The sequence below is a fragment of the Serinicoccus kebangsaanensis genome (assembly GCF_008919445.1).
Classification (GTDB): Bacteria; Actinomycetota; Actinomycetes; order Actinomycetales; family Dermatophilaceae; genus Ornithinicoccus; species Ornithinicoccus kebangsaanensis.
The window spans coordinates 38,811-56,833 of record NZ_VSLG01000005.1 but is presented as its reverse complement, the minus strand read 5'-3'; the positions used below and the strand labels follow the sequence as shown (position 1 = coordinate 56,833).

The window sequence follows — 18,023 nt, the reverse complement described above, 5'->3', positions numbered from 1 at the left end:
CGTCGGGCCGCGGCCGGGTCCGGGATTTGGGTGCCACCGACCGTGTCCGGTACTCTGGACCGGTTGCCTGCGCCCCGACGCCGCGGGCCCGAGACCTTTCACCGGACGACCTTCAGGAGAACACCGTGGCTGCCACTTGCGATGTCTGCGGCAAGGGACCGAGCTTCGGTCACAGCATCTCGCACTCGCACCGCCGCACCAAGCGCCGCTGGAACCCGAACATCCAGCGCGTGCGCACCACCGCGGGCGGGACCTCGAAGCGACTCAACGTCTGCACCTCCTGCCTCAAGGCGGGCAAGGTCACCCGCTGACCGCGTCCCCCTCGCAGGCCTGAGCCGGCGCCGACCCACCCCGGGTCGCGCCGGCTCTGCTGTGTCCCCGGTGAGTAGCGCAGCACGGGTGCTCAGCCGCCGAAGTGGTCCCAGCCGACCTCCGCGCGGTCCAGGATCCGCTCCCCCAGCCGCACCGTCGGTCCGGCACCGGCCGGCGCCACGTGCCCGAGCCTGATCCAGCCGGCCGGGACGCTTCCGGTGGGGAAGGTGGCGAGCAGCTCGTGCTCCTCGCCGCCGCCGAGCACCGCCCGCAGCGCCGCGTCCGAGCCCTCGTCCAGATCGGGGGCCAGCCGGTCGGCCAGCTCGCGGATCACCGCCTCGTCCAGGACGAGGTCCACCCCGCTGGCGCGGGCCAGCCTGTCCCCGTCCCGGCCCAGCCCGTCGGAGACGTCGATCATCGCCGTCGCCCCCGCCCGCGCCGCCGCCGGGCCCTGCCCGAGGTCGACCCAGGGACGCCGGTGGTAGTCGACCCACCGCCCGGTCCGCCGTCCCTCCCGCAGCAGCTCCAGGCCCGCGGCGGAGCGCCCCAGCGGCCCGGAGACGGCCAGCACCTCTCCCGGGCTCGCGCCGTCCCGCAGCACCGGGTGCGGTATGCGCTCGCCCAGCTCCCCGAGCGCGGTCACCGAGACGGCCACGACCCCGGCACCGGCCGCGCTGAGATCCCCGCCGAGCACCGGCACCCCGGCCCGCGCGCAGGCCTCGGCCACTCCCTCGGTCAGCTCGCGCGCCCAGGACAGCGGCAGGTCGGGATCGCAGAGCAGCGTCACCAGCACCCCGGTGCCGTGGCCGCCCATCGCGGCCAGGTCGGCCAGGTTCTGGGTGATCACCTTGACCCCCACGTCGTGCGCGCCCGACCACTCGTCCAGCCAGTCCTGCCCGCGCACCATGGTGTCGGTCGTCGCCAGCACGCCAGCACCGTCCACCCGCAGCAGCGCGGTGTCGTCACCCGGCCCCACCAGCACCCCGGCCCCGCCGCGCTCCCCGAGCACCGCGAAGACCTCGCGCAGGATGCCGCGCTCCCCGACCTCGCCGACCGTCCGCGCGTCACCGTCACCCGTGCTGCCCACCCCCGCACGGTAGCCTCCCCACCAACCGGTCCCGAGCAGGAGGAAGCACGGTGGTCAAGGCATACATGCTCGTCCAGACCGAGGTCGGCGTCTCCGCCCGGGTGACCAGGGCGATCCGGGCGCTGCCGGGGGTCGTCAGCGCCGAGGACGTCGCCGGCCCCTACGACGTCATCGCCTGCGTCGAGGCACCCAGCGTGGCGGACCTGGGGCGCGGCGTCATCGCGCACGTCCTGGAGGTGCCCGGGATCACCCGGACCACCACATGCACCGTGGTCGAGCTCTGAGCGGCCGCCGGGGCGCCGCCGCGACCGCGGTCGCGCTGCTGGCGCTGGCCGGGTGCGGCGAGCGACCGGTGCGGGCGGTGCCCTTCGACGCCTCGGACTCCCTGGTCTGCCAGGAGGTCGCGCAGGTCTGGCCGGAGTCGGTGGGCCCCTACGAGCCCCGTGTGACCGCGGTGCAGTCGGACGGCGTGGCGGCCTGGGGCGACCCGCCCATCGTGGCCCGCTGCGGCAAGGCAGCCCCGGGCCCGACGACGGACCCGTGCATCGACGTGGCCGGGGTCGACTGGGTGGCGACGGTGCTGGACGACGGGGGCACGATGTTCACCACCTACGGTCGCGAGCCCGCGCTGGAGGTGCTGGTCCCTGCCGACTACGACAGCCACCCGCTGCTGCTGCCGCCCTTCGACGACGCCGCGAGGGTGGTGCCGCAGACGTCCGGCGAGTGCTCCTCGCCGGAGGGGTGAGCCGACCCGGCCGGTCGCTCAGCGCAGCCCGAGCGGTCGCTCCAGCGCCAGCGTGATGAGCTCGTCCACCAGCTCCGGGTAGCTGAGCCCGGACGCCGCCCAGGCCTGCGGATACATCGAGTAGGGCGTGAAGCCCGGCATGGTGTTGATCTCGTTGAGCACCACCGAACCGTCCGGTGCCACGAAGACGTCGACCCTCGCCAGCCCCTCGGCGTCGGCCACCTCGAAGGCCGCGGTGGCGATCCTGCGGATCTCCTCCCGGACCTCGTCGGGCAGGTCCGCAGGCGCGGTGATCTGCACGTTCGCCTCGTCGAGGTACTTCGCCTCGAAGTCGTAGAAGTCGTGGCCGGACACGGTGATCTCGCCGCACTCGCTGACCCTCGGCGGCTCCGTGCCCCGACCGCCGAGCACGCCGCACTCGACCTCCCGGCCGGTGATCCCCTGCTCGACCAGCACCTTCGGGTCGTGGTTGCGGGCCTTGTCGACGGCGACCTCCAGGTCCTCGGGCCGGTCCACCTTGACCACCCCGACGGAGGAGCCGGCGCGGGCCGGCTTCACGAAGACCGGGAAGGTCAGCGCCTGGGCACGGGCCAGGGCGGCGGCGCGGTCCCGCTGCCACTGCAGGTCGGTGATCACCGTGTAGGGGCCGACGGGCAGGCCGACGGAGGCGAACAGCACCTTCATCACGTGCTTGTCCATCATGGCCGCCGACGCCAGCACCCCGCACCCGACGTAGCGCAGGTCGGCCAGCTCCAGCAGGCCCTGGATGGTGCCGTCCTCCCCGAACGGTCCGTGCAGCAGCGGGAAGACCACGTCGACCTCACCGAGCGGGTGCACCTGCCCCTCCCCGTCCTTCCAGGCCCACTCGTGCTCGACCCCGCCCAGCGGCACGATGACCTGACGTCCCGTGTCCTCCACCTGGGGCAACCGGCCGTCGCGGATGTCCAGCGCCTCCGGGTCGTCGTCGACGAGCACCCAGTGCCCCTCGCGGGTGATGCCGACCGGCACGACGGCATACCGCTCCCGGTCCAGGGCCCGCAGCACGCTCGCGGCGGTGGCGCAGGAGATGGCGTGCTCGTCCGACCGCCCTCCGAAGACCAGGGCCACGCGGTGTCGGCCGGAGCCGGCGCGGGCGTCGTCAGGGGTGTGAGGTCCGGTGGCAGCGTCCATATCGGGACGAGCCTAACCAGTGGTGCCGGGTGCTGCTCAGTGCCGTTCGTGCTTGCGCGCACGGCTCATCAGCGCGCCGGTCAGCTCCGCCGGTGTGGCCGCCCCCTCGACGACCGCGCTGACCCCTTGGCAGATCGGCAGGTCGACCCCGTGCCGCGCCCCGAGCTCGACCACGCTGCGGCACGACTTGACCCCCTCGGCCGTCTGGTGCGGCACGGCCAGCACCTCCTCGACGCTGCGGCCCTGACCCAGCGCCACACCCACCCGGTGGTTGCGCGACAGCGGGGACATGCAGGTGGCGATGAGGTCACCGACACCCGCGAGACCCATGAGGGTCGCCGGGTCGGCACCCAGCTCCTGCCCGAGCCGGGCGGTCTCGGCGAGCCCGCGGGTGATCAGGCTGGACTTGGTGTTGTCGCCGTAGCCCAGCCCCTCGGCCATCCCGACCGCGAGGGCGATGACGTTCTTCACCGCTCCCCCGATCTCCGCGCCCACCACGTCGGTCTGGGTGTAGGGGCGGAAGTATGCCGTCATCGCCGCCGCGGCGACGCGGTCCGCAGCACCGTGGTCGACCCCGGCGACCACGCTGGCGGCGGGCTGCCGGGCCGCGATCTCCCGGCTGAGGTTCGGTCCGGTGACGACGACGATGCGCGCGACGTCGACTCCGCTGTCCTCGATCACCTGGCTCATCCGCCTGCCGGTGCCGAGCTCGATGCCCTTCATGAGGGACACCACGGGCGTGTCCGGAGGCAGCTCGGAGCCCCAGTCGGTGAGGTTGTCGCGCAGGGTCTGGGACGGCACGGCCAGGACGGTGATCTCGGCGTCGGCCGCCGCCTCCGCGGGGTCGGTGGTGGCGGTGACCACCGGGGGCAGCTCGATCTCGGGGAGGTAGTCGGGGTTGCGGTGCTGGACCCGGATGCCCTCGGCGACCTCCGGGCGCCGCGCCCAGAGCACCACGCGCTCGGCCCCGGCGTCCGCCAGGATCTGGGCGAAGGCGGTGCCCCAGCTGCCGGCGCCGAAGATCGCCGCCCTCGTCATGCGTCGTCCTCACGTCGGCGAGCCGGGTCGAAGGGCTCGGTCGGGGGCTCCTCCCCGCGGATGATCGCCAGCTGCGCGGTGATGGCGGCCATCACGCGGCGGCTCGCCTCGGCGTGCGCGCGGGGGTCGTCGGGCCGGTCGTAGAGGTCCTCGAGGTCCACCGCCGGACCGGCGCTCACGTGCTGCACGGGGCGTTTCAGCAGGTTGCCGGGGCGGCGTGCGTAGTGCCCCAGCACCTCCTGGGCGCCCCACTGCGCGACCGGGACGACCGGTGCCCGGCTGGTCAGGGCGAGCCGGCCCACGCCCGACTTGGCCTTCATCGGCCACAGGTCCGGGTCCCGGGTCAGCGTGCCCTCTGGCATGATCGCGATGCACCGCCCGGCCGCCAGGGCCTCGCGAGCGGCCACCAGGGCGTCGCCGGCGCGCGAGCTCGAGCGGTAGACCGGCACCTGCTCCAGGTGCCGCAGCGCGGCGCCCAGCAGCGGGATCTCGAAGAGCGAGGACTTGGCGAGGAAGAAGGGTGCGCACCCGTGGTCGACCAGGAAGTGCGCCAGCATGACGGGGTCGACCTCGGAGTAGTGGTTGCCGGCCACGATGAAGCCGCGGTCCCTCGGCAGGTGCTCGGCACCGGCCCAGTCGCGGCGGGTCACACCCATGAGCACGGGGCGGAGCGACGCGATGACGGCGTGGTAGGACCAGGGCACGGCCTGGCGCAGGGGCTGGCGTCTCACGCCGGTCATCTTTGCATCTGGCGGCACTGCTGGCGAAGATGCAGCCGTGCCGCCGAACCCGCAAGCCCAGGACGCCGGACCGCGATGGCGTCTGGTGGTGCCGATCCAGGACGCGGACCGGGCCAAGTCGCGTCTGGTCGCGCCGCACGGTGTCCACCGCGCCGACCTGGCCCGGGCGATCGGCATGGACACCGTGGCGGCGGTCTGCGCGGCCCTTCCGCCGGCGTCGGTCACCGTCGTGACGAGTGACCCGGGGGCTGCCGCGTGGGCCGGGCAGCTGGGCGCCCGCGCGGTGCCCGACCCCGGATCGGGGCTGAACGCCGCCATCCGCGCGGGCCTCGAGGACGCCGCCGAGCAAGGGCCGCCCGCCTCGGGCTGGGCGGTGCTGCTGGGCGACCTGCCGTGCCTGCGTCCCGAGGACCTGGGTCGTGCGCTGGCGCGGGCCGGGGCGCACGAGCGTGCCGTCGTGCCGGACGCCGACGGCAGCGGGACGGTGCTGCTCACCTCGACCGCGGGCATACCCGAGCCGCGGTTCGGAGCAGGCTCGGCGGCCAGGCACGGCGTGGACGCCACCGTCCTCGACCTGGACCTGCCCCGGCTGCGTCGCGACGTGGACACGGCCGACGACCTCGCGCTCGCGCTGCGCCTGAGGGTCGGTCCCCGCACCACCGCCGTCCTGCGCGAGGCTGGGGCGATACCGCCCTAGAGTGGCCACATGCAGGCCAGCGTGCACACCTACGACCTCGAGTCCCGCACCGGCGAGGTGCTGCTGGACACGGGTCGCGTCCTGCCCTTCTCCGCGCCGGTCATGGAGGCGAGCGGGCTGCGCCACCTGCGCGTCGGGCAGCGCGTCAGCATCGAGGTCGACGGCGACCCGGAGGCGACGGGCACGCGGCTGGGACGGCTGTGGATCGTCGGCATCGGCGCCGACGAGGTGATCCGCTGAGGTCAGGCGCTCGGCTGGCCCTTCCGCTTCTTGCCCGACTTCTTCTTCCCGGACTTCTTCTTCGACTTCTTGGCGCCCTTGGTGGTCTCGTCGTTCTTCACCCTGGCCAGCTGCGCCTTCTTCGCCGTGATCATCCCGGCGGTGATCTCCTCCCCGCCGGAGAAGGGCGGCCCGCCGCTGCTCGGCTGCTGGCCCTCGCGCTCGGCCACCGGCTCCGGGCGCTCGACCTTCGGCTTGCGCACGGTCGCCGGCGTGCCGGTGGTGACTTCCTGGCGCCGCTCGCGGCTGGCGTCCCGGGCCGCCTGACGTCGCGCCGAGGCGGCGTCGCGGGGTGGGGCGGCGCCGTCGCGGCGCACGGTGCTGGGCGTGCCGGCGGACTCCTGCTCGCGGGCGGCGGGCGAGGCCCCACCGCGCACCCCGGCCATCCCCTGGCTCGGCAGCGTCGTCGGGTCCGCCACCACGTCCTTGAAGTAGCTGCCGGGCCGGAAGCGTGGGGTGCTGGTGCCGTCGATGGGCACGGCCTCGCCGGTGCGGGGGTTGCGGCCGGTCCGCGGTGCCCGGTCCACGCGCTCGAAGGTGCCGAAGCCGGAGATCCCCACGCTGCCGCCCGCGGCCACCTCGCGGAGCACCACGTCGACCAGCGCCTCGACCGCCGCTCCAGCGGCGGCCCGACCACCCACCCTCGGCGCCAGCGCCTCGATCAGGTCCGTCTTGTTCATCAGCCAACTCCTCGCGCGCGTCTGGACCAGCACGCTAGCGCGCGCAGGGGCGGGCGGTCTCGACGGCCCGACGCCGGACGTGCGGGCGGGGAACGCGAACGGCCCTCATCGCTGCTGCGATGAGGGCCGTGTCGACACGGGTAGCCCCGACGGGATTCGAACCCGCGCTACCGCCTTGAGAGGGCGGCGTGCTAGGCCGCTACACAACGGGGCCGTGTGTTCGGCGCGCTCGGCGCCGACGGGAGACATTACCTGATGAGGCAGACCTCCACGAAATCGGAATCGGTGCTCCGACGTCGCGCTGGGGTACCAGGACTCGAACCTAGAACAACTGAACCAGAATCAGCCGTGTTGCCAATTACACCATACCCCAAAGGGCATCCCCGATCCCTTCTCAGGGCGGAGAACCGAGGCACCACTCTACCGTGCCCGGCGACCTCGACCCAAATTGCCGGGCCGCCCGCGGGTCACACGCTGCGACGCAGCCGACCGAGCCGGTCGAGGGTCTCGTGCTTGCCCAGGATCTGCATCGACTCGAACAGCGGCGGGCTGATCCGCTGGCCCGAGACGGCCGTCCGCAGCGGCCCGAAGGCGAACCGGGGCTTGAGCCCCATCCCGTCCACCAGGGCCTCGCGCAGGGCCGCCTCGATGCGGTCGTGCGTCCACTCGACGCCGCCGCCGAGCGGCTGCGGCGCCGCGCCGGAGATCGGCTCGAGGGCGGCGACCGCCGCGTCCAGCACGGCACCGGCGTCCTCCTTGAGCTGCCCGCGCGCGTCGTCGGCGATCTCCAGCTCCTCGCCGCGCTGGAAGAACGGCGCCACCATGGGGACCGCCTCCGACAGCACCTGGATCCTGGTCTGGATGAGGTCGGCGATCACCTCCAGCCGGGCCAGCTCCCCCATCCCGGACTGCTCGCCGAGCACGCCGGCCCCGCGCAGGACCGGCAGCAGCCGCGAGGTGAACTCCGCGAGCGGCAGCCGCCGCAGGTGGTCACCGTTCAGCGACTCCGCCTTCTTCTGGTCCCACCGTGCCGGGTTGGGGTTGACGTCGCGCACGTCGAAGGCCTCGACGAGGTGCTCCGGGTCGAAGATGTCGCGGTCCGGGCCGATCGACCAGCCCAGCAGGGCCAGGTAGTTGATCATCCCCTCGCGGACGAAGCCGCGCTCGCGGTGCAGGAAGAGGTCGGACTGCGGGTCGCGCTTGGACAGCTTCTTGTTGCCCTCCCCCAGCACCAGCGGCAGGTGGGCGAAGGTCGGCACCCGCTCGGCCACCCCGATCTCGATCAGGGCGCGGTAGAGCGCGATCTGCCGCGGCGTCGAGCTGAGCAGGTCTTCCCCCCGGATGACGTGCGTGATGCGCATCAGCGCGTCGTCGACCGGGTTGACGAGGGTGTAGAGCGGCTGCCCGTTGCCCCGCACGATGACGAAGTCGGGGACCGACCCGGCACCGAAGGTCACCTCGCCGCGGACCAGGTCGGTGAAGGTGATGTCCTCGTCCGGCATGCGCAGCCGGAGCACCGGCTCGCGCCCCTCGGCGCGGAAGGCGTCCTTCTGCTCCTGGGTGAGCTCACGGTCGTGGTTGTCGTAGCCGAGCTTGGGGTCCCGCCCTGCGGCCTTGTGCCGCGCCTCGACCTCCTCCGGCGTGCTGAAGGACTCGTAGGCCAGGCCCGCCTCGAGCAGGCGGCGGGCCGCGTCGGCGTGCAGGTCGGCCCGCTCGCTCTGTCGGTAGGGGCCGTACGGCCCGCCGACACCCGGACCCTCGTCGTAGTCCAGCCCGAGCCAGTCAAGCGCGTCGACCAGCTGCGCCACCGACTCCTCGGAGTCGCGCGCGGCGTCGGTGTCCTCGACGCGGAAGACGAGGGTGCCGCCGTGGTGCCGGGCGTAGGCCCAGTTGAACAGCGCCGTCCGGGCGAGCCCCACGTGCGGGGTCCCGGTCGGGCTGGGGCAGAAGCGGACCCGGACGTCGGTGCCGGTGGCCTCCTCCTGCGTCGGGGCGGCGGCGGGGTGCGGGGTCGGGTGCGTCGTCATGATGGGCGCCAGCCTACTTCCCGCGGTCCTGCCCGATTTCGACCGTGCTTTCTGCTGCCATGGCACACCTTCGGAAGGTCGAATTCCGGCAGCGGAGGGTATGCCTCAGCGCGCCATCAGGCCGAGCGTCACCGACTCCTGCATCCAGGACAGGAAGTCGTAGTAGGCCATCTTCTGCGCGAGCGCCGGGTCCAGCTCGACCTCGCCGGCGAGCGCCTGCTCCAGCTCCTCGTGCAGGCGTTCGGAGTCCTCGTCGGTGCGCAGCCCCAGCCGCTCCCCCAGGATGAGACGGGCGTCGGTGAGGGCGACCGCGAGCGCCCGCGCCTGGTCCAGGTCCAGCTCGACGCGGGGCGCCTCCGCGGCCTCCAGCGCGGCGATGGCGGTGGCCAGGGTCGCGGCCTTGCGCTGGCGCAGACCGTGCTCGGTCAACCGGCGGAACTCGACCGCCTGCTCGTCGTCGTCGCGGGAGGCCGGAGGGAGCAGCCGGGCCAGCGCGGGGTCGCTGGGCTCTGTGGGGTCCACCTCGTCCCCCAGGCCGGCGACCAGGTCCAGGAACGGGTCGCCGGAGTCGGGCCGCTCCGGCGCCACGAAGTCCCGCGTCAGCCGCAGCACGTGGGTGACCACGGAGATCTCCTCGGCGTCGAAGGAGCCGACCAGCCGGCCGCCCTTGCGACGGAACGCGCGCGCCATACCCCTAGTCGTCCTTCTGGAAGGTCGCCCAGAGGCCGTAGCCGTGCATCGCCTCGGTGTCGGCCTCCATCTTCTCCCTGGTGCCGGTCGAGACCACCGCGCGGCCCTCGGTGTGGACGTCCATCATGAGCTTCTCCGCCTTGGCCCGGCTGTAGCCGAAGTGCGTCTGGAAGACCCAGGTGACGTAGTTCATCAGGTTGACGGGGTCGTTCCACACGAGGGTGATCCACGGGACGTCCGCCTCGGGCCGGTCCAGGACCGCCACGCCACCCTGCTCCTGCGGACTCGTCTGCGGATCGGCGGGCGGGGCGGGCGGGCTGGGGGTGTCGATCGGCACTCCCCCACCATAGGGTGCCGGGGTGAGCCCGAGCACCGCCCTGCTGACCGACCACTACGAGCTGACGATGATCCAGGCCGCTCTGGCCAGCGGTCACGCGGACCGCCGCTGCGTCTTCGAGGCGTTCGCCCGCCGGCTGCCCGACGGGCGGCGCTACGGCGTCGTGGCCGGCACCGGGCGGGCCCTCGAGGCGCTGCGCGACTTCCGCTTCGGGGAGGAGGAGCTCACCTTCCTCGCCGACCGGCAGGTCGTGGACGGGCGCACCCTGGACTGGCTGGCCGACTACCGCTTCACCGGCGACATCTGGGGGTATGCCGAGGGCGAGATCTACTTCCCCGGCTCGCCGCTGCTCGTGGTCGAGTCCTCCTTCGCCGAGGGGGTGATCCTGGAGACGCTCTTCCTGTCGATCCTCAACCACGACTCGGCCGTGGCCTCGGCCGCGTCCCGGATGACCGCGGTCGCGCACGGCCGCCCGTGCATCGAGATGGGATCGCGCCGCACCCACGAGGCGGCCGCCGTCGGGGCGGCGCGGGCGGCATACCTCGCCGGCTTCGCCTCGACCTCCAACCTGGAGGCGGGTCGCCGCCACGGGCTCCCGACCATGGGCACCGCCGCCCACTCCTACACCCTGCTGCACGACGACGAGCGCTCGGCGTTCGCGACCCAGCTCGCCAGCCTCGGGCTGTCCACCACGCTGCTGGTCGACACCTACGACGTCACCGGGGCGGTGGAGCTGGCGGTCGAGCTCGCCGGCGCCGAGCTGGGAGGCGTGCGCCTGGACTCCGGTGACCTGGTCAGCCAGGCGTTCGAGGTCCGCGCCCAGCTGGACCGGCTCGGCGCGACGGACACCCGGATCGTGGTGACCTCGGACCTGGACGAGTACGCCATCGCCGCGCTCCAGGCGGCCCCGGTCGATGCCTACGGTGTCGGCACCCAGGTCGTCACCGGGTCGGGTCACCCCGCGGCGGGGATGGTCTACAAGCTCGTCAGCCGGGAGAACGGCGCGGGTCAGCTGGAGGGCGTCGCCAAGGCGAGCAAGGACAAGACCAGCGTCGGCGGGCGCAAGTATGCGCTGCGTCGCCGGTCCGCCCTCGGCGTGGCGAGCGCGGAGATCGTGGGCATCAACGAGCACCCGGACGACGACGGCGACGACCGGAGCCTATTGGTCCCGCTCGTCGCCTCGGGCGAGGTGGTCGCCCCGACCGACGTGCAGACCGCCCGGGCGCACCACGAGCAGGCCCGGGCCGAGCTGCCGCTCCCGGCGCTGCGCCTGTCCCACGGCGAGCCGGCCCTGCCGACGACCTACCTCGACGACTGGAGCTGAGCGACCCCGGCGTCTCGCATCTCCTCCAGCGCCGCCTCGGTGCTCTCCGGCGCGACGCCGGCGCACAGGTCCCTGAGCAGGGTCGTCTCCAGGCCCTCGCGCCGGGCGTCCAGGGCGGTGGCGCGCACGCAGTAGTCGGTCGCGAGGCCGCAGACGTCGACGGCGGTGACCCCGCGCTCCCGCAGCCAGTCCGCGAGCGGCACCGACCGACCGTCGACGTCGGCGCTGCCCTCGAAGCCGGAGTAGGCGGCCTCGTGCTCGCCCTTGCGGAAGACCGCGTCCACGAGCTCCAGCGCCGGGGCCAGCTCGGGGCGGAATTCGGCACCCTGGGTGCCGACCTCGCAGTGCACCGGCCAGGAGTGCCGGAAGTCGGGCTCGCCGTCGGTGGCCCAGTGGTCACCGGGGTCGACGTGCCAGTCGGCCGTGGCGACGACGGCGGCATACCGGTCCCGGTGCCGGGTCACGAACTCACCGATCCCGGTGGCGACGGCGATCCCACCCGTCACGGGGAGGGACCCGCCCTCGCAGAAGTCGTGCTGGACGTCGACGATGATCAGCGCGCGGCTCATGGCCACGATGGTGCCAGGAGCGGGGTCGCCGGCGCCCGCCGGCACGGAGGGGTATGCCCGTGGGCGGCTAGCGGGTCCGCACGACGTTGGTGCGCGCGGCCTTGTCGTGCAGGGCCTGCCGCTGGGGGTCCCACAGCGGCCAGAGCACGTCGACCAGGGTGAACAGGCCGAGCAGCGACAGGGCGGGCAGGAGGTAGGAGACCAGGTTGGGGCCCTGGTAGACAGCCGACCGCAGCAGCACCGCGTTCCACGACGGCAGTCCCGGCTGGTCCCTGAGGCGGACCCGCAGGCCGGTGATGAGCTTGCCGACCGTGCCGCCGAAGAACTTCACCATGAGCACCTCGTAGGCCACCCCGACCAGCCCTGAGATCAGCCCGAGCTGCAACAACCAGTCCTCGAGCACCACCGGGACGGCCGAGGTCGGGTCGGGGTTGAGGGCGTAGTCCTCCAGCGCGGCGGTCAGCTCGGGGGTGGCCGTGACCACCACCAGCACGGTCGAGAGCACGAGGGCGAGCAGGCCGTCGATCAGCCGGGCACCGACCCGGTGCCACCAGCCGGCCAGCGGTTGGCCGTCGGGCGTGGTCGGGACGGGCCGCGGCTGGTAGCCGCCCGGCCCTCCCTGCCACTGCTGCTGCGCGGCATAGGGGTTGTCCTGCTGGAGACCCTGCTGACCCCCGCCCGGGCGCCCCCACGGCGACTGCCCCTGGCCGGAGGCCTGCGCACCCGGGGAGTCCTGGGGCTGCTGGCCCGCCTGGGCGAGGTTCGGCTTCTGCTTGGGGGCCGTGTGGTCGCTCCACTGGACGCCGTCCCAGTAGCGCAGCTGGTGCTCGTCCTGAGGGTCGTCGTACCACCCTGCCTGCTGACTCATGGCGCCAGCGTAACGGCGGACGACCCTCAGTCCGGCACGGCTTCGCCGCCGACCCGGCGCGCCAGCTCCTGGGTCACGAGCACCTGGTCGGCGCGGAACTGCGCGGGCGGCACCGGAGGCAGCAGGTCGTCCCAGTGCGACAGGAAGGTGCCCCGCAGCTGGAGCATCCCGGTGGGCCGGGCATACAGCCACCAGTGCAGGTGCTCGGTCCCGTCACCCCACATCGCCACCTGGATCCGCGGGACGGCGAGCACCTGCCGTGCGGCGACGTCCACGGCCGTGAGCAGCTCGCCCTGGCGGGTCGCCTCCTCGGTCGTCAGGTTGCCCAGCTCGGCGTGCCGCCGCGGCATGAGGAACAGCGCGAACGGCAGCCCGCGCCGCTCGTGCGGCAGGCCGAGCAGGAAGAGGTCGTCGTGCCACACGACGGAGCTGGGGTCGAGGGAGGCCGCGTTCGCGCAGACGAAGCAGTCGACGCCCCCGGCTCCCCTGCGCGGCGGCTCGACGTCTGCGGGCGGATCGAGCGGTTTCGGCGCGAGCGCACCGGTCCAGGGCCAGGAGCTCCACTGCTGCAGGTCGCTCTCGCGGTACCCGTCGCGCTCGATCGCCTCGCTGACCCGTGCATACCACTCCTGCGGCGTCTCCGGCATACCCCGACCCTAGAGCGACCGGGTCCGGAGCGCCCGGGCGGTGCGGAGGGGGTCAGCCGGGGGGCGGGCAGACCCGCAGCGGGGCACCGTCGCCGGGGACGTTGGTGATGTTGCGCAGCCGGGTGGGGGCCGGGGAGTCGGCGACGACATCGACGCGGGTGAGCACCTCGCGCAGCACGACCACGCCCTCCATGAGCGCGAACGCGGCGCCGATGCACCGGCGCACTCCCCCGCCGAACGGGATGAACGTGTGCGGCTCCGGCCCCTCGCCGAGGAACCGCTCCGGCCGGAACCTGTCCGGCTCCGGGAAGGCGTCGGGGTCGTGGTGCGCGAGCAGGATCGCCGGGGCTGCGGTCGCCCCGGCCGGCAGGTCGACGCCGCCGATCCGCTGGTCGCTGCGCAGGGTGCGGGCGACGTAGTCGATGATCGGGTGCAGCCGCGTCGCCTCCTTCACGCAGGCCTCCAGGTGCTCCTCGTCACCGGCGTGCGCGGCGCGGCGGGCGTGGGCGCGCACCTGCTCGTCGCGGCCGAGCTCGTGCAGCGTCCACGCCAGGGTGGAGGCCGTGGTCTCGTAGCCGGCGAGCAGCAGGGTCACGACCTGGTCGCGGATCTCGTCGGCGGTGAGGGGCTCCCGGTCGTCGGCCTCGCTGCCGACGGCGAGCAGCTGGGTGAGCAGGTCCGACGAACCGGCGGTGCTGCCGCGTCTGCGGTCCGTCACCTCGGCGTGGATGAGGTCGTCGATCGCCCGCAGGTTGCGGGCGTGGCCGCGCCAGGGCGGCAGGGCGCGCAGCCGGGGGTAGAGCCAGCCCCCGACCACCACGGGGTCGACCTCGACCAGACGCAGCACGCGGGGACGCAGCGCGGCCAACCGCTCGGGGTCGCTCGCGCCGAGCACCACCTGCATCATCACCTCGAGCGTGACCCGGCTCATCCGCTCCAGCGCCACGACCGGGAGGCCCGGGGTCCAGGTGTCGATCTCGGCCGCGGCGGCGCGCTCGACGACGGGGCGGTATGCCCGCACCGCGGCCGGCGAGAAGGCCGGCATGAGGTAGCGCCGGATGGCCCGGTGGGCCTCGCCGTCGTTGAGCATGACCGAGCGGTCCCCCATCGCCGCCCGCAGCATCTCGTTGCCCTGCGCCCCGCTCAGCTCGACCGGGTCCCCGGCGAAGATCTCCTTGATCGCGTCCGGGTCGCTGAAGAGGACCAGGTGCTGCGGGCCGGGCAGCATCCGCACCGTGAAGGGGTCGCCGTAGCGGGCACGGTGGCGCTCGAAGGTGCTCCGACGGTCGGTGAAGGCCTGGATCGTCTGGAGGGCCGCGGGCGTCCGCGGGCCGGGCGGCAGTCCCCCGCGCGCCGGCTGTCGGGTGCGCATGCGCCCGCACGCTACCGGCCGACGGCATACCCGCGCACGCACCAGCCACCCCTCCCGCCCCTGGGCAAGGTTGTGCACCCGAAGCGCCCTTCTCGGCGCTGCATCCGGTGCGCAACCTTGCCCAGGTGGGTCAACCCCGCTCCCCGGGAGCGTTGTGGCGCTCAGCGACGCCCGACGAACCAGCGGCGGAGGGTGTCGATCCGGGTGCGCACCTGCTCCGAGGTGGCCGTGGCCAGCTCCGGCCCGCCGGAGGCGCGGCGCAGCTCCGCGTGCACCACCGCGTGCGGCTGACCCTTCTTCTGGGCGTAGGCCGACACCAGCTTGTTGAGCTCCTTGCGGTGCTCGGCCAGGGCGCGGTGCGCCGACACGGCCTCGGCCCGCTCGCGACCGCCGTCCCGACCGACCTGCTGCTTCTGCCGCTCGCGCAGCAGGGTGGCCACCTGGTCCGGCTCCAGCAGGCCCGGCAGCCCGAGGAACTCGTCCTCGTCCTCGGACCCCGGCATCCCCCCGAGCCCGTACTGCTCCGCATCGAAGAGGACGTGGTCGAACTCCGCGTCCGACCCGATCGCCTCGTAGCTGCCCTCCAGCTCGTCAGAGGCACCCTCGGCCTGGGCGGCGGCGACCAGCCCGTCCTCCTCGGACCACAGCTGCTCCTCCTCGCTCTCCCTGCGGTTCAGCGCGTGGTCCCGCTCCACCTCCATCGTGCCCGCGTGGGTCAGCAGCAGCGGGACGTTCGGCAGGAAGACCGAGGCGGTCTCCCCCCGCCGCCGCGCGCGGACGAAGCGACCGACCGCCTGGGCGAAGAAGAGCGGGGTCGAGGTGGACGTGGCATACACCCCGACGGCCAGCCGCGGCACGTCGACCCCCTCGGACACCATCCGCACCGCGACCATCCAGCGGGAGTCGCCCGCGGCGAACTCCTCGATCCGGGCGGAGGACCCGGCGTCGTCGGACAGCACCACCGTGGCCGGCTCACCGGTGAGCTCGCGCAGCTGCTTGGCGTAGGCGCGGGCCGAGCGCTGGTCGGAGGCGATGACCAGGCCGCCCGCGTCCTCGACGTGGCGGCGCACCTCGGTGAGCCGCTTGTCCGCCGCCCGCAGGACGGACGGGATCCAGTCGCCGGCCGGGTCGAGCGCCGTCCGCCACGCCTGCTTCGTGACGTCCTGGGTCAGCGGCTCCCCCAGCCGCGCCTCGAGCTCGTCCCCGACCTTCGTGCGCCACCGCATCGTGCCGCCGTAGGACAGGAAGAGGACGGGCCGCACGACGCCGTCCCGCAGCGCATCGGCATACCCGTAGGTGTAGTCGGCGGACGAGCGCAGGATGCCCTCGGCATCCATCTCGTAGCGGACGAACGGGATCGCCGCGGTGTCCGAGCGGAACGGCGTGCCGGTCAGCGCCAGCCGACGGGTCGCCGGCTCGAACGCCTCCCGGACCGCCTCGCCCCAGGACAGCGCGTCGCCACCGTGGTGGATCTCGTCGAGGATGACCAGGGTGCGCGCCGCCTCGGTGCGCGCCCGGTGCAGCAGCGGCTTGCTCGCCACCCCGGCATAGGTCACCGCCACGCCGTCGAAGTCACGGCTGTGCCGCCCGTGCGCGTTGGCGAAGCGCGGGTCGATCCGGATCCCGACCTTGGCGGCCGCCTCCGCCCACTGCGTCTTGAGGTGCTCGGTCGGCGCGACGACGGTGATCCGCTGCACCTCGCCGCGGTCCAGGAGCTCGGTGGCGACCCGCAGCGCGAAGGTCGTCTTGCCGGCGCCCGGCGTGGCGACCGCGAGGAAGTCGCGCGGGCGGTCGGTGAGGTAGGTCTCGAGGGCACCCGCCTGCCAGGCGCGCAGCTTGCCCGCGGTTCCCCAGGCGGCGCGCTCGGGGTAGGCGGGTGGGAGGTGGGAGGCGGCTGACGTGGACATCGGCGACCCAGGATAGGTCGTTCCCGGATCCGACTCACCGTCGCTCCGGTGCCGGTTCCGCGGACCCCGACGTGGTATGCGGCGGCTCCCGCGCGAGAACGGCCGCACCTGCGCGCCTCTAGACTGAGGCCATGAACGCCCGCATGTCCGACCAGCCCCTCGACGCGCCGGAGGCCCCGAGCGCCCCGTCCACGCAGACGGCCGTGCTGGAGCGGGAGGACACCCGCGTCGACCCAGACCTGTCCGAGCCGGGCGACCACGAGCGCTTCTCCCACTACGTCCGCAAGGAGAAGATCATGGAGTCCGCGCTGAGCGGCAATCCCGTGATCGCCCTGTGCGGGAAGGTGTGGGTGCCGGGCCGGGACCCGCAGCGGTTTCCGGTATGCCCGCAGTGCAAAGAGATCTACGAAGGGCTCCGCGAGCCGCAGGACGGCGGCGGCACAGGTCCCGGCGGCGACGAGGGCTGAGGCAACCACACGCGACGCCCGGTGGCCCGTGAGGCAACCACACGCGACGCCCGGTGGCCCGTGAGGCAACCACGGGCGACGCTCGGTCAGTTGTGCTCGGGGTGCTCGGTGAAGGTCACGAGGAACGACGCCGGGTTGCGCTGCCGGAGCAGCACCTCGCGCCAGAGGCCCTCGGTCTGCTCCCGGAAGGGGTCCCGCGGCTCGCGGGGCACGACGTGCCAGGCCCCCTGCCGGATCTCGGAGTCCAGCTGGCCGGCGCCCCAGCCGCTGTAGCCGACGAAGATCCGGAACGCGCCCAGCTCGGGCACGACGAGCGGCGCGGGCGCGTCCAGGTCCACCAGGCCGATCCCGCCGAAGAGCAGCTGCGTCCCCAGCGGCGCGTCGCCCGGCTCGTGCCCCGGCACGCTCACCAGCCCCATCGCGGTGTCGCGCCCGACCGGTCCCCCGCGGAAGAGGACGCTGGGCTGGGTGACGAACGGTTGCCACTCGGGCAGCACCGCGTCGACCGCGGCCTCCATCGGCTGGTTCAGCACGAGCCCGTGCGCGCCGTCCTCGTCGTGGTGCAGCACGAGCACCACCGACTCGGCGAACGGCTCCCCGGTCAGCGGCGTCGCGACGAGCAGCTGACCGACGGCGAGCGCTGCGCTGCCCGCGCTCATGGTGACCTCTGCGACTGGCCTGCCGTGCTGCCCATGCCTTCATCATGGCCCCACCGACGCCGGCACGTCGCGGCGATCCAGACCCCGAGCGCGATCCCCACCAGGTCGGCGGCCGCGTCCAGCGGGTCCGCCTCGCGGGTGCCGACGAGCAGGTGCTGGACCGGCTCGCTGACCAGCGCGTGCAGGATGAGCACCGGCACCAGCCAACGCGCACCCAGCAGCCAGGCGAGCAGGGCGGGGACCCCGAACATCAGCAGGTGGCCCAGCTTGTCCAGCCCGGGTATGCCCTCGGGGCCGGGCGCCTGCGCGGCATACAGCCCGAACCCCTGGATGAGCAACGAGACGACCAGACCCACCCATCCGAAGAGGACGACGGGCTCGAGCCCGGAGGGGCGACGCGGCGGCGCA

At 73.7% G+C, this 18,023-nt stretch carries 22 protein-coding genes and 2 tRNA genes; 7 read left to right on the top strand and 17 right to left on the bottom strand.

Features of this window, described 5'->3' with window-relative positions; translation table 11 throughout:
* Positions 1-125 precede the first annotated feature (125 nt).
* Entirely contained in the window at positions 126-311 is a 186-nt protein-coding gene (gene rpmB, locus FXF60_RS07595) for a 50S ribosomal protein L28 (protein ID WP_151525143.1), read from the top strand.
* A gap of 92 nt (positions 312-403) precedes the next feature.
* On the opposite strand, the gene thiL is transcribed toward rpmB, so the two are convergent.
* Positions 404-1,399 (bottom strand): thiamine-phosphate kinase, encoded by a 996-nt coding sequence (gene thiL / locus FXF60_RS07590; protein ID WP_151525141.1) that lies wholly within the window; start codon positions 1,397-1,399, stop codon positions 404-406.
* 50 nt (positions 1,400-1,449) lie between these two features.
* On the opposite strand from thiL, the gene FXF60_RS07585 reads away from it, so the two are divergent.
* Both FXF60_RS07585 and FXF60_RS07580 read left to right on the top strand, forming a co-directional pair.
* Positions 1,450-1,683, top strand: a complete 234-nt coding sequence (locus FXF60_RS07585) for an Lrp/AsnC ligand binding domain-containing protein (protein WP_151525139.1) — start codon at positions 1,450-1,452, stop codon at positions 1,681-1,683.
* Positions 1,662-2,144 (top strand): DUF3515 family protein, encoded by a 483-nt coding sequence (locus tag FXF60_RS07580; RefSeq protein WP_151525137.1) that lies wholly within the window; start codon positions 1,662-1,664, stop codon positions 2,142-2,144. The genes FXF60_RS07585 and FXF60_RS07580 overlap by 22 nt, the downstream gene beginning before the upstream one ends.
* An 18-nt stretch (positions 2,145-2,162) precedes the next feature.
* On the opposite strand, the gene FXF60_RS07575 is transcribed toward FXF60_RS07580, so the two are convergent.
* Genes FXF60_RS07575 through FXF60_RS07565 form a run of 3 tightly spaced genes read right to left on the bottom strand, consistent with a single transcriptional unit; the run spans position 2,163 to position 5,092 of the window.
* Entirely contained in the window at positions 2,163-3,314 is a 1,152-nt protein-coding gene (locus FXF60_RS07575) for a D-alanine--D-alanine ligase family protein (protein ID WP_151525134.1), read from the bottom strand.
* Positions 3,315-3,350: 36 nt separating this feature from the next.
* Positions 3,351-4,352 (bottom strand): NAD(P)H-dependent glycerol-3-phosphate dehydrogenase, encoded by a 1,002-nt coding sequence (locus tag FXF60_RS07570; protein ID WP_151525132.1) that lies wholly within the window; start codon positions 4,350-4,352, stop codon positions 3,351-3,353.
* The gene (locus FXF60_RS07565; protein ID WP_151525130.1) at positions 4,349-5,092 is read right to left on the bottom strand and encodes a lysophospholipid acyltransferase family protein; all 744 of its coding nucleotides are present in this window, start codon (positions 5,090-5,092) and stop codon (positions 4,349-4,351) included. Before FXF60_RS07565 ends, FXF60_RS07570 begins: the two co-directional genes overlap by 4 nt.
* A 37-nt stretch (positions 5,093-5,129) precedes the next feature.
* Here FXF60_RS07565 and cofC point away from each other — a divergent pair, with 37 nt between their 5' ends.
* Together cofC and FXF60_RS07555 are read left to right on the top strand one after the other, a co-directional pair.
* Positions 5,130-5,789 (top strand): 2-phospho-L-lactate guanylyltransferase, encoded by a 660-nt coding sequence (gene cofC, locus FXF60_RS07560; protein ID WP_151525128.1) that lies wholly within the window; start codon positions 5,130-5,132, stop codon positions 5,787-5,789.
* Positions 5,790-5,798: 9 nt separating this feature from the next.
* The gene (locus FXF60_RS07555; protein ID WP_151525126.1) at positions 5,799-6,029 is read left to right on the top strand and encodes a hypothetical protein; all 231 of its coding nucleotides are present in this window, start codon (positions 5,799-5,801) and stop codon (positions 6,027-6,029) included.
* Between the two features lie 2 nt (positions 6,030-6,031).
* Here the strand turns inward: FXF60_RS07555 and FXF60_RS07550 are convergent, their stop codons facing one another.
* From FXF60_RS07550 to clpS, 6 genes are all read right to left on the bottom strand, one after another.
* A complete protein-coding gene (locus tag FXF60_RS07550; protein ID WP_151525124.1) occupies positions 6,032-6,748 on the bottom strand; it encodes an HU family DNA-binding protein in 717 nt (238 codons plus the stop codon).
* A gap of 141 nt (positions 6,749-6,889) precedes the next feature.
* Positions 6,890-6,962, bottom strand: a tRNA-Glu gene (locus tag FXF60_RS07545).
* A gap of 87 nt (positions 6,963-7,049) precedes the next feature.
* Positions 7,050-7,121: transfer RNA gene (locus FXF60_RS07540), tRNA-Gln, on the bottom strand.
* 94 nt (positions 7,122-7,215) lie between these two features.
* Positions 7,216-8,775 carry a glutamate--tRNA ligase gene (gltX, locus tag FXF60_RS07535; RefSeq protein ID WP_151525122.1) on the bottom strand — a complete coding sequence of 520 codons (1,560 nt, stop codon included), beginning with the start codon at positions 8,773-8,775 and terminating at the stop codon, positions 7,216-7,218.
* 105 nt (positions 8,776-8,880) lie between these two features.
* Positions 8,881-9,465: a DUF2017 family protein gene (locus FXF60_RS07530; protein WP_151525120.1), complete on the bottom strand. Its 585-nt coding sequence runs from the start codon at positions 9,463-9,465 to the stop codon at positions 8,881-8,883.
* A gap of 4 nt (positions 9,466-9,469) precedes the next feature.
* Positions 9,470-9,730, bottom strand: a complete 261-nt coding sequence (gene clpS / locus FXF60_RS07525; RefSeq protein ID WP_238335768.1) for an ATP-dependent Clp protease adapter ClpS — start codon at positions 9,728-9,730, stop codon at positions 9,470-9,472.
* 139 nt (positions 9,731-9,869) lie between these two features.
* Between clpS and FXF60_RS07520 the strand changes: the two genes are divergently transcribed.
* Positions 9,870-11,126, top strand: a complete 1,257-nt coding sequence (locus FXF60_RS07520; protein WP_238335767.1) for a nicotinate phosphoribosyltransferase — start codon at positions 9,870-9,872, stop codon at positions 11,124-11,126.
* On the opposite strand, the gene FXF60_RS07515 is transcribed toward FXF60_RS07520, so the two are convergent.
* The 5 genes from FXF60_RS07515 to FXF60_RS07495 form a co-directional block, all read right to left on the bottom strand.
* Positions 11,105-11,695 (bottom strand): nicotinamidase, encoded by a 591-nt coding sequence (locus tag FXF60_RS07515; protein WP_151525114.1) that lies wholly within the window; start codon positions 11,693-11,695, stop codon positions 11,105-11,107. The two genes, FXF60_RS07520 and FXF60_RS07515, sit on opposite strands and share 22 nt — an antisense overlap.
* Before the next feature lie 67 nt (positions 11,696-11,762).
* Complete coding sequence (locus tag FXF60_RS07510; protein ID WP_151525357.1) at positions 11,763-12,563, bottom strand: RDD family protein; 801 nt, start codon at positions 12,561-12,563, stop codon at positions 11,763-11,765.
* Between the two features lie 26 nt (positions 12,564-12,589).
* On the bottom strand, positions 12,590-13,210 hold the full coding sequence (locus FXF60_RS07505; protein ID WP_151525112.1) for an HIT family protein: 621 nt from the start codon (positions 13,208-13,210) through the stop codon (positions 12,590-12,592).
* Positions 13,211-13,262: 52 nt separating this feature from the next.
* Positions 13,263-14,582, bottom strand: a complete 1,320-nt coding sequence (locus tag FXF60_RS07500; protein WP_151525110.1) for a cytochrome P450 — start codon at positions 14,580-14,582, stop codon at positions 13,263-13,265.
* A gap of 161 nt (positions 14,583-14,743) precedes the next feature.
* On the bottom strand, positions 14,744-16,489 hold the full coding sequence (locus tag FXF60_RS07495) for a DEAD/DEAH box helicase (RefSeq protein ID WP_151525108.1): 1,746 nt from the start codon (positions 16,487-16,489) through the stop codon (positions 14,744-14,746).
* 131 nt (positions 16,490-16,620) lie between these two features.
* Here FXF60_RS07495 and FXF60_RS07490 point away from each other — a divergent pair, with 131 nt between their 5' ends.
* Positions 16,621-16,956: a DUF3039 domain-containing protein gene (locus FXF60_RS07490; RefSeq protein ID WP_151525106.1), complete on the top strand. Its 336-nt coding sequence runs from the start codon at positions 16,621-16,623 to the stop codon at positions 16,954-16,956.
* A gap of 86 nt (positions 16,957-17,042) precedes the next feature.
* Here FXF60_RS07490 and FXF60_RS07485 read toward each other — a convergent pair whose 3' ends face one another.
* The gene (locus FXF60_RS07485) at positions 17,043-17,615 is read right to left on the bottom strand and encodes a YqgE/AlgH family protein (protein WP_151525104.1); all 573 of its coding nucleotides are present in this window, start codon (positions 17,613-17,615) and stop codon (positions 17,043-17,045) included.
* Positions 17,612-17,971: a VanZ family protein gene (locus FXF60_RS07480; RefSeq protein WP_192796655.1), complete on the bottom strand. Its 360-nt coding sequence runs from the start codon at positions 17,969-17,971 to the stop codon at positions 17,612-17,614. The genes FXF60_RS07485 and FXF60_RS07480 overlap by 4 nt, the downstream gene beginning before the upstream one ends.
* Between the last annotated feature and the right edge of the window lie 52 nt (positions 17,972-18,023).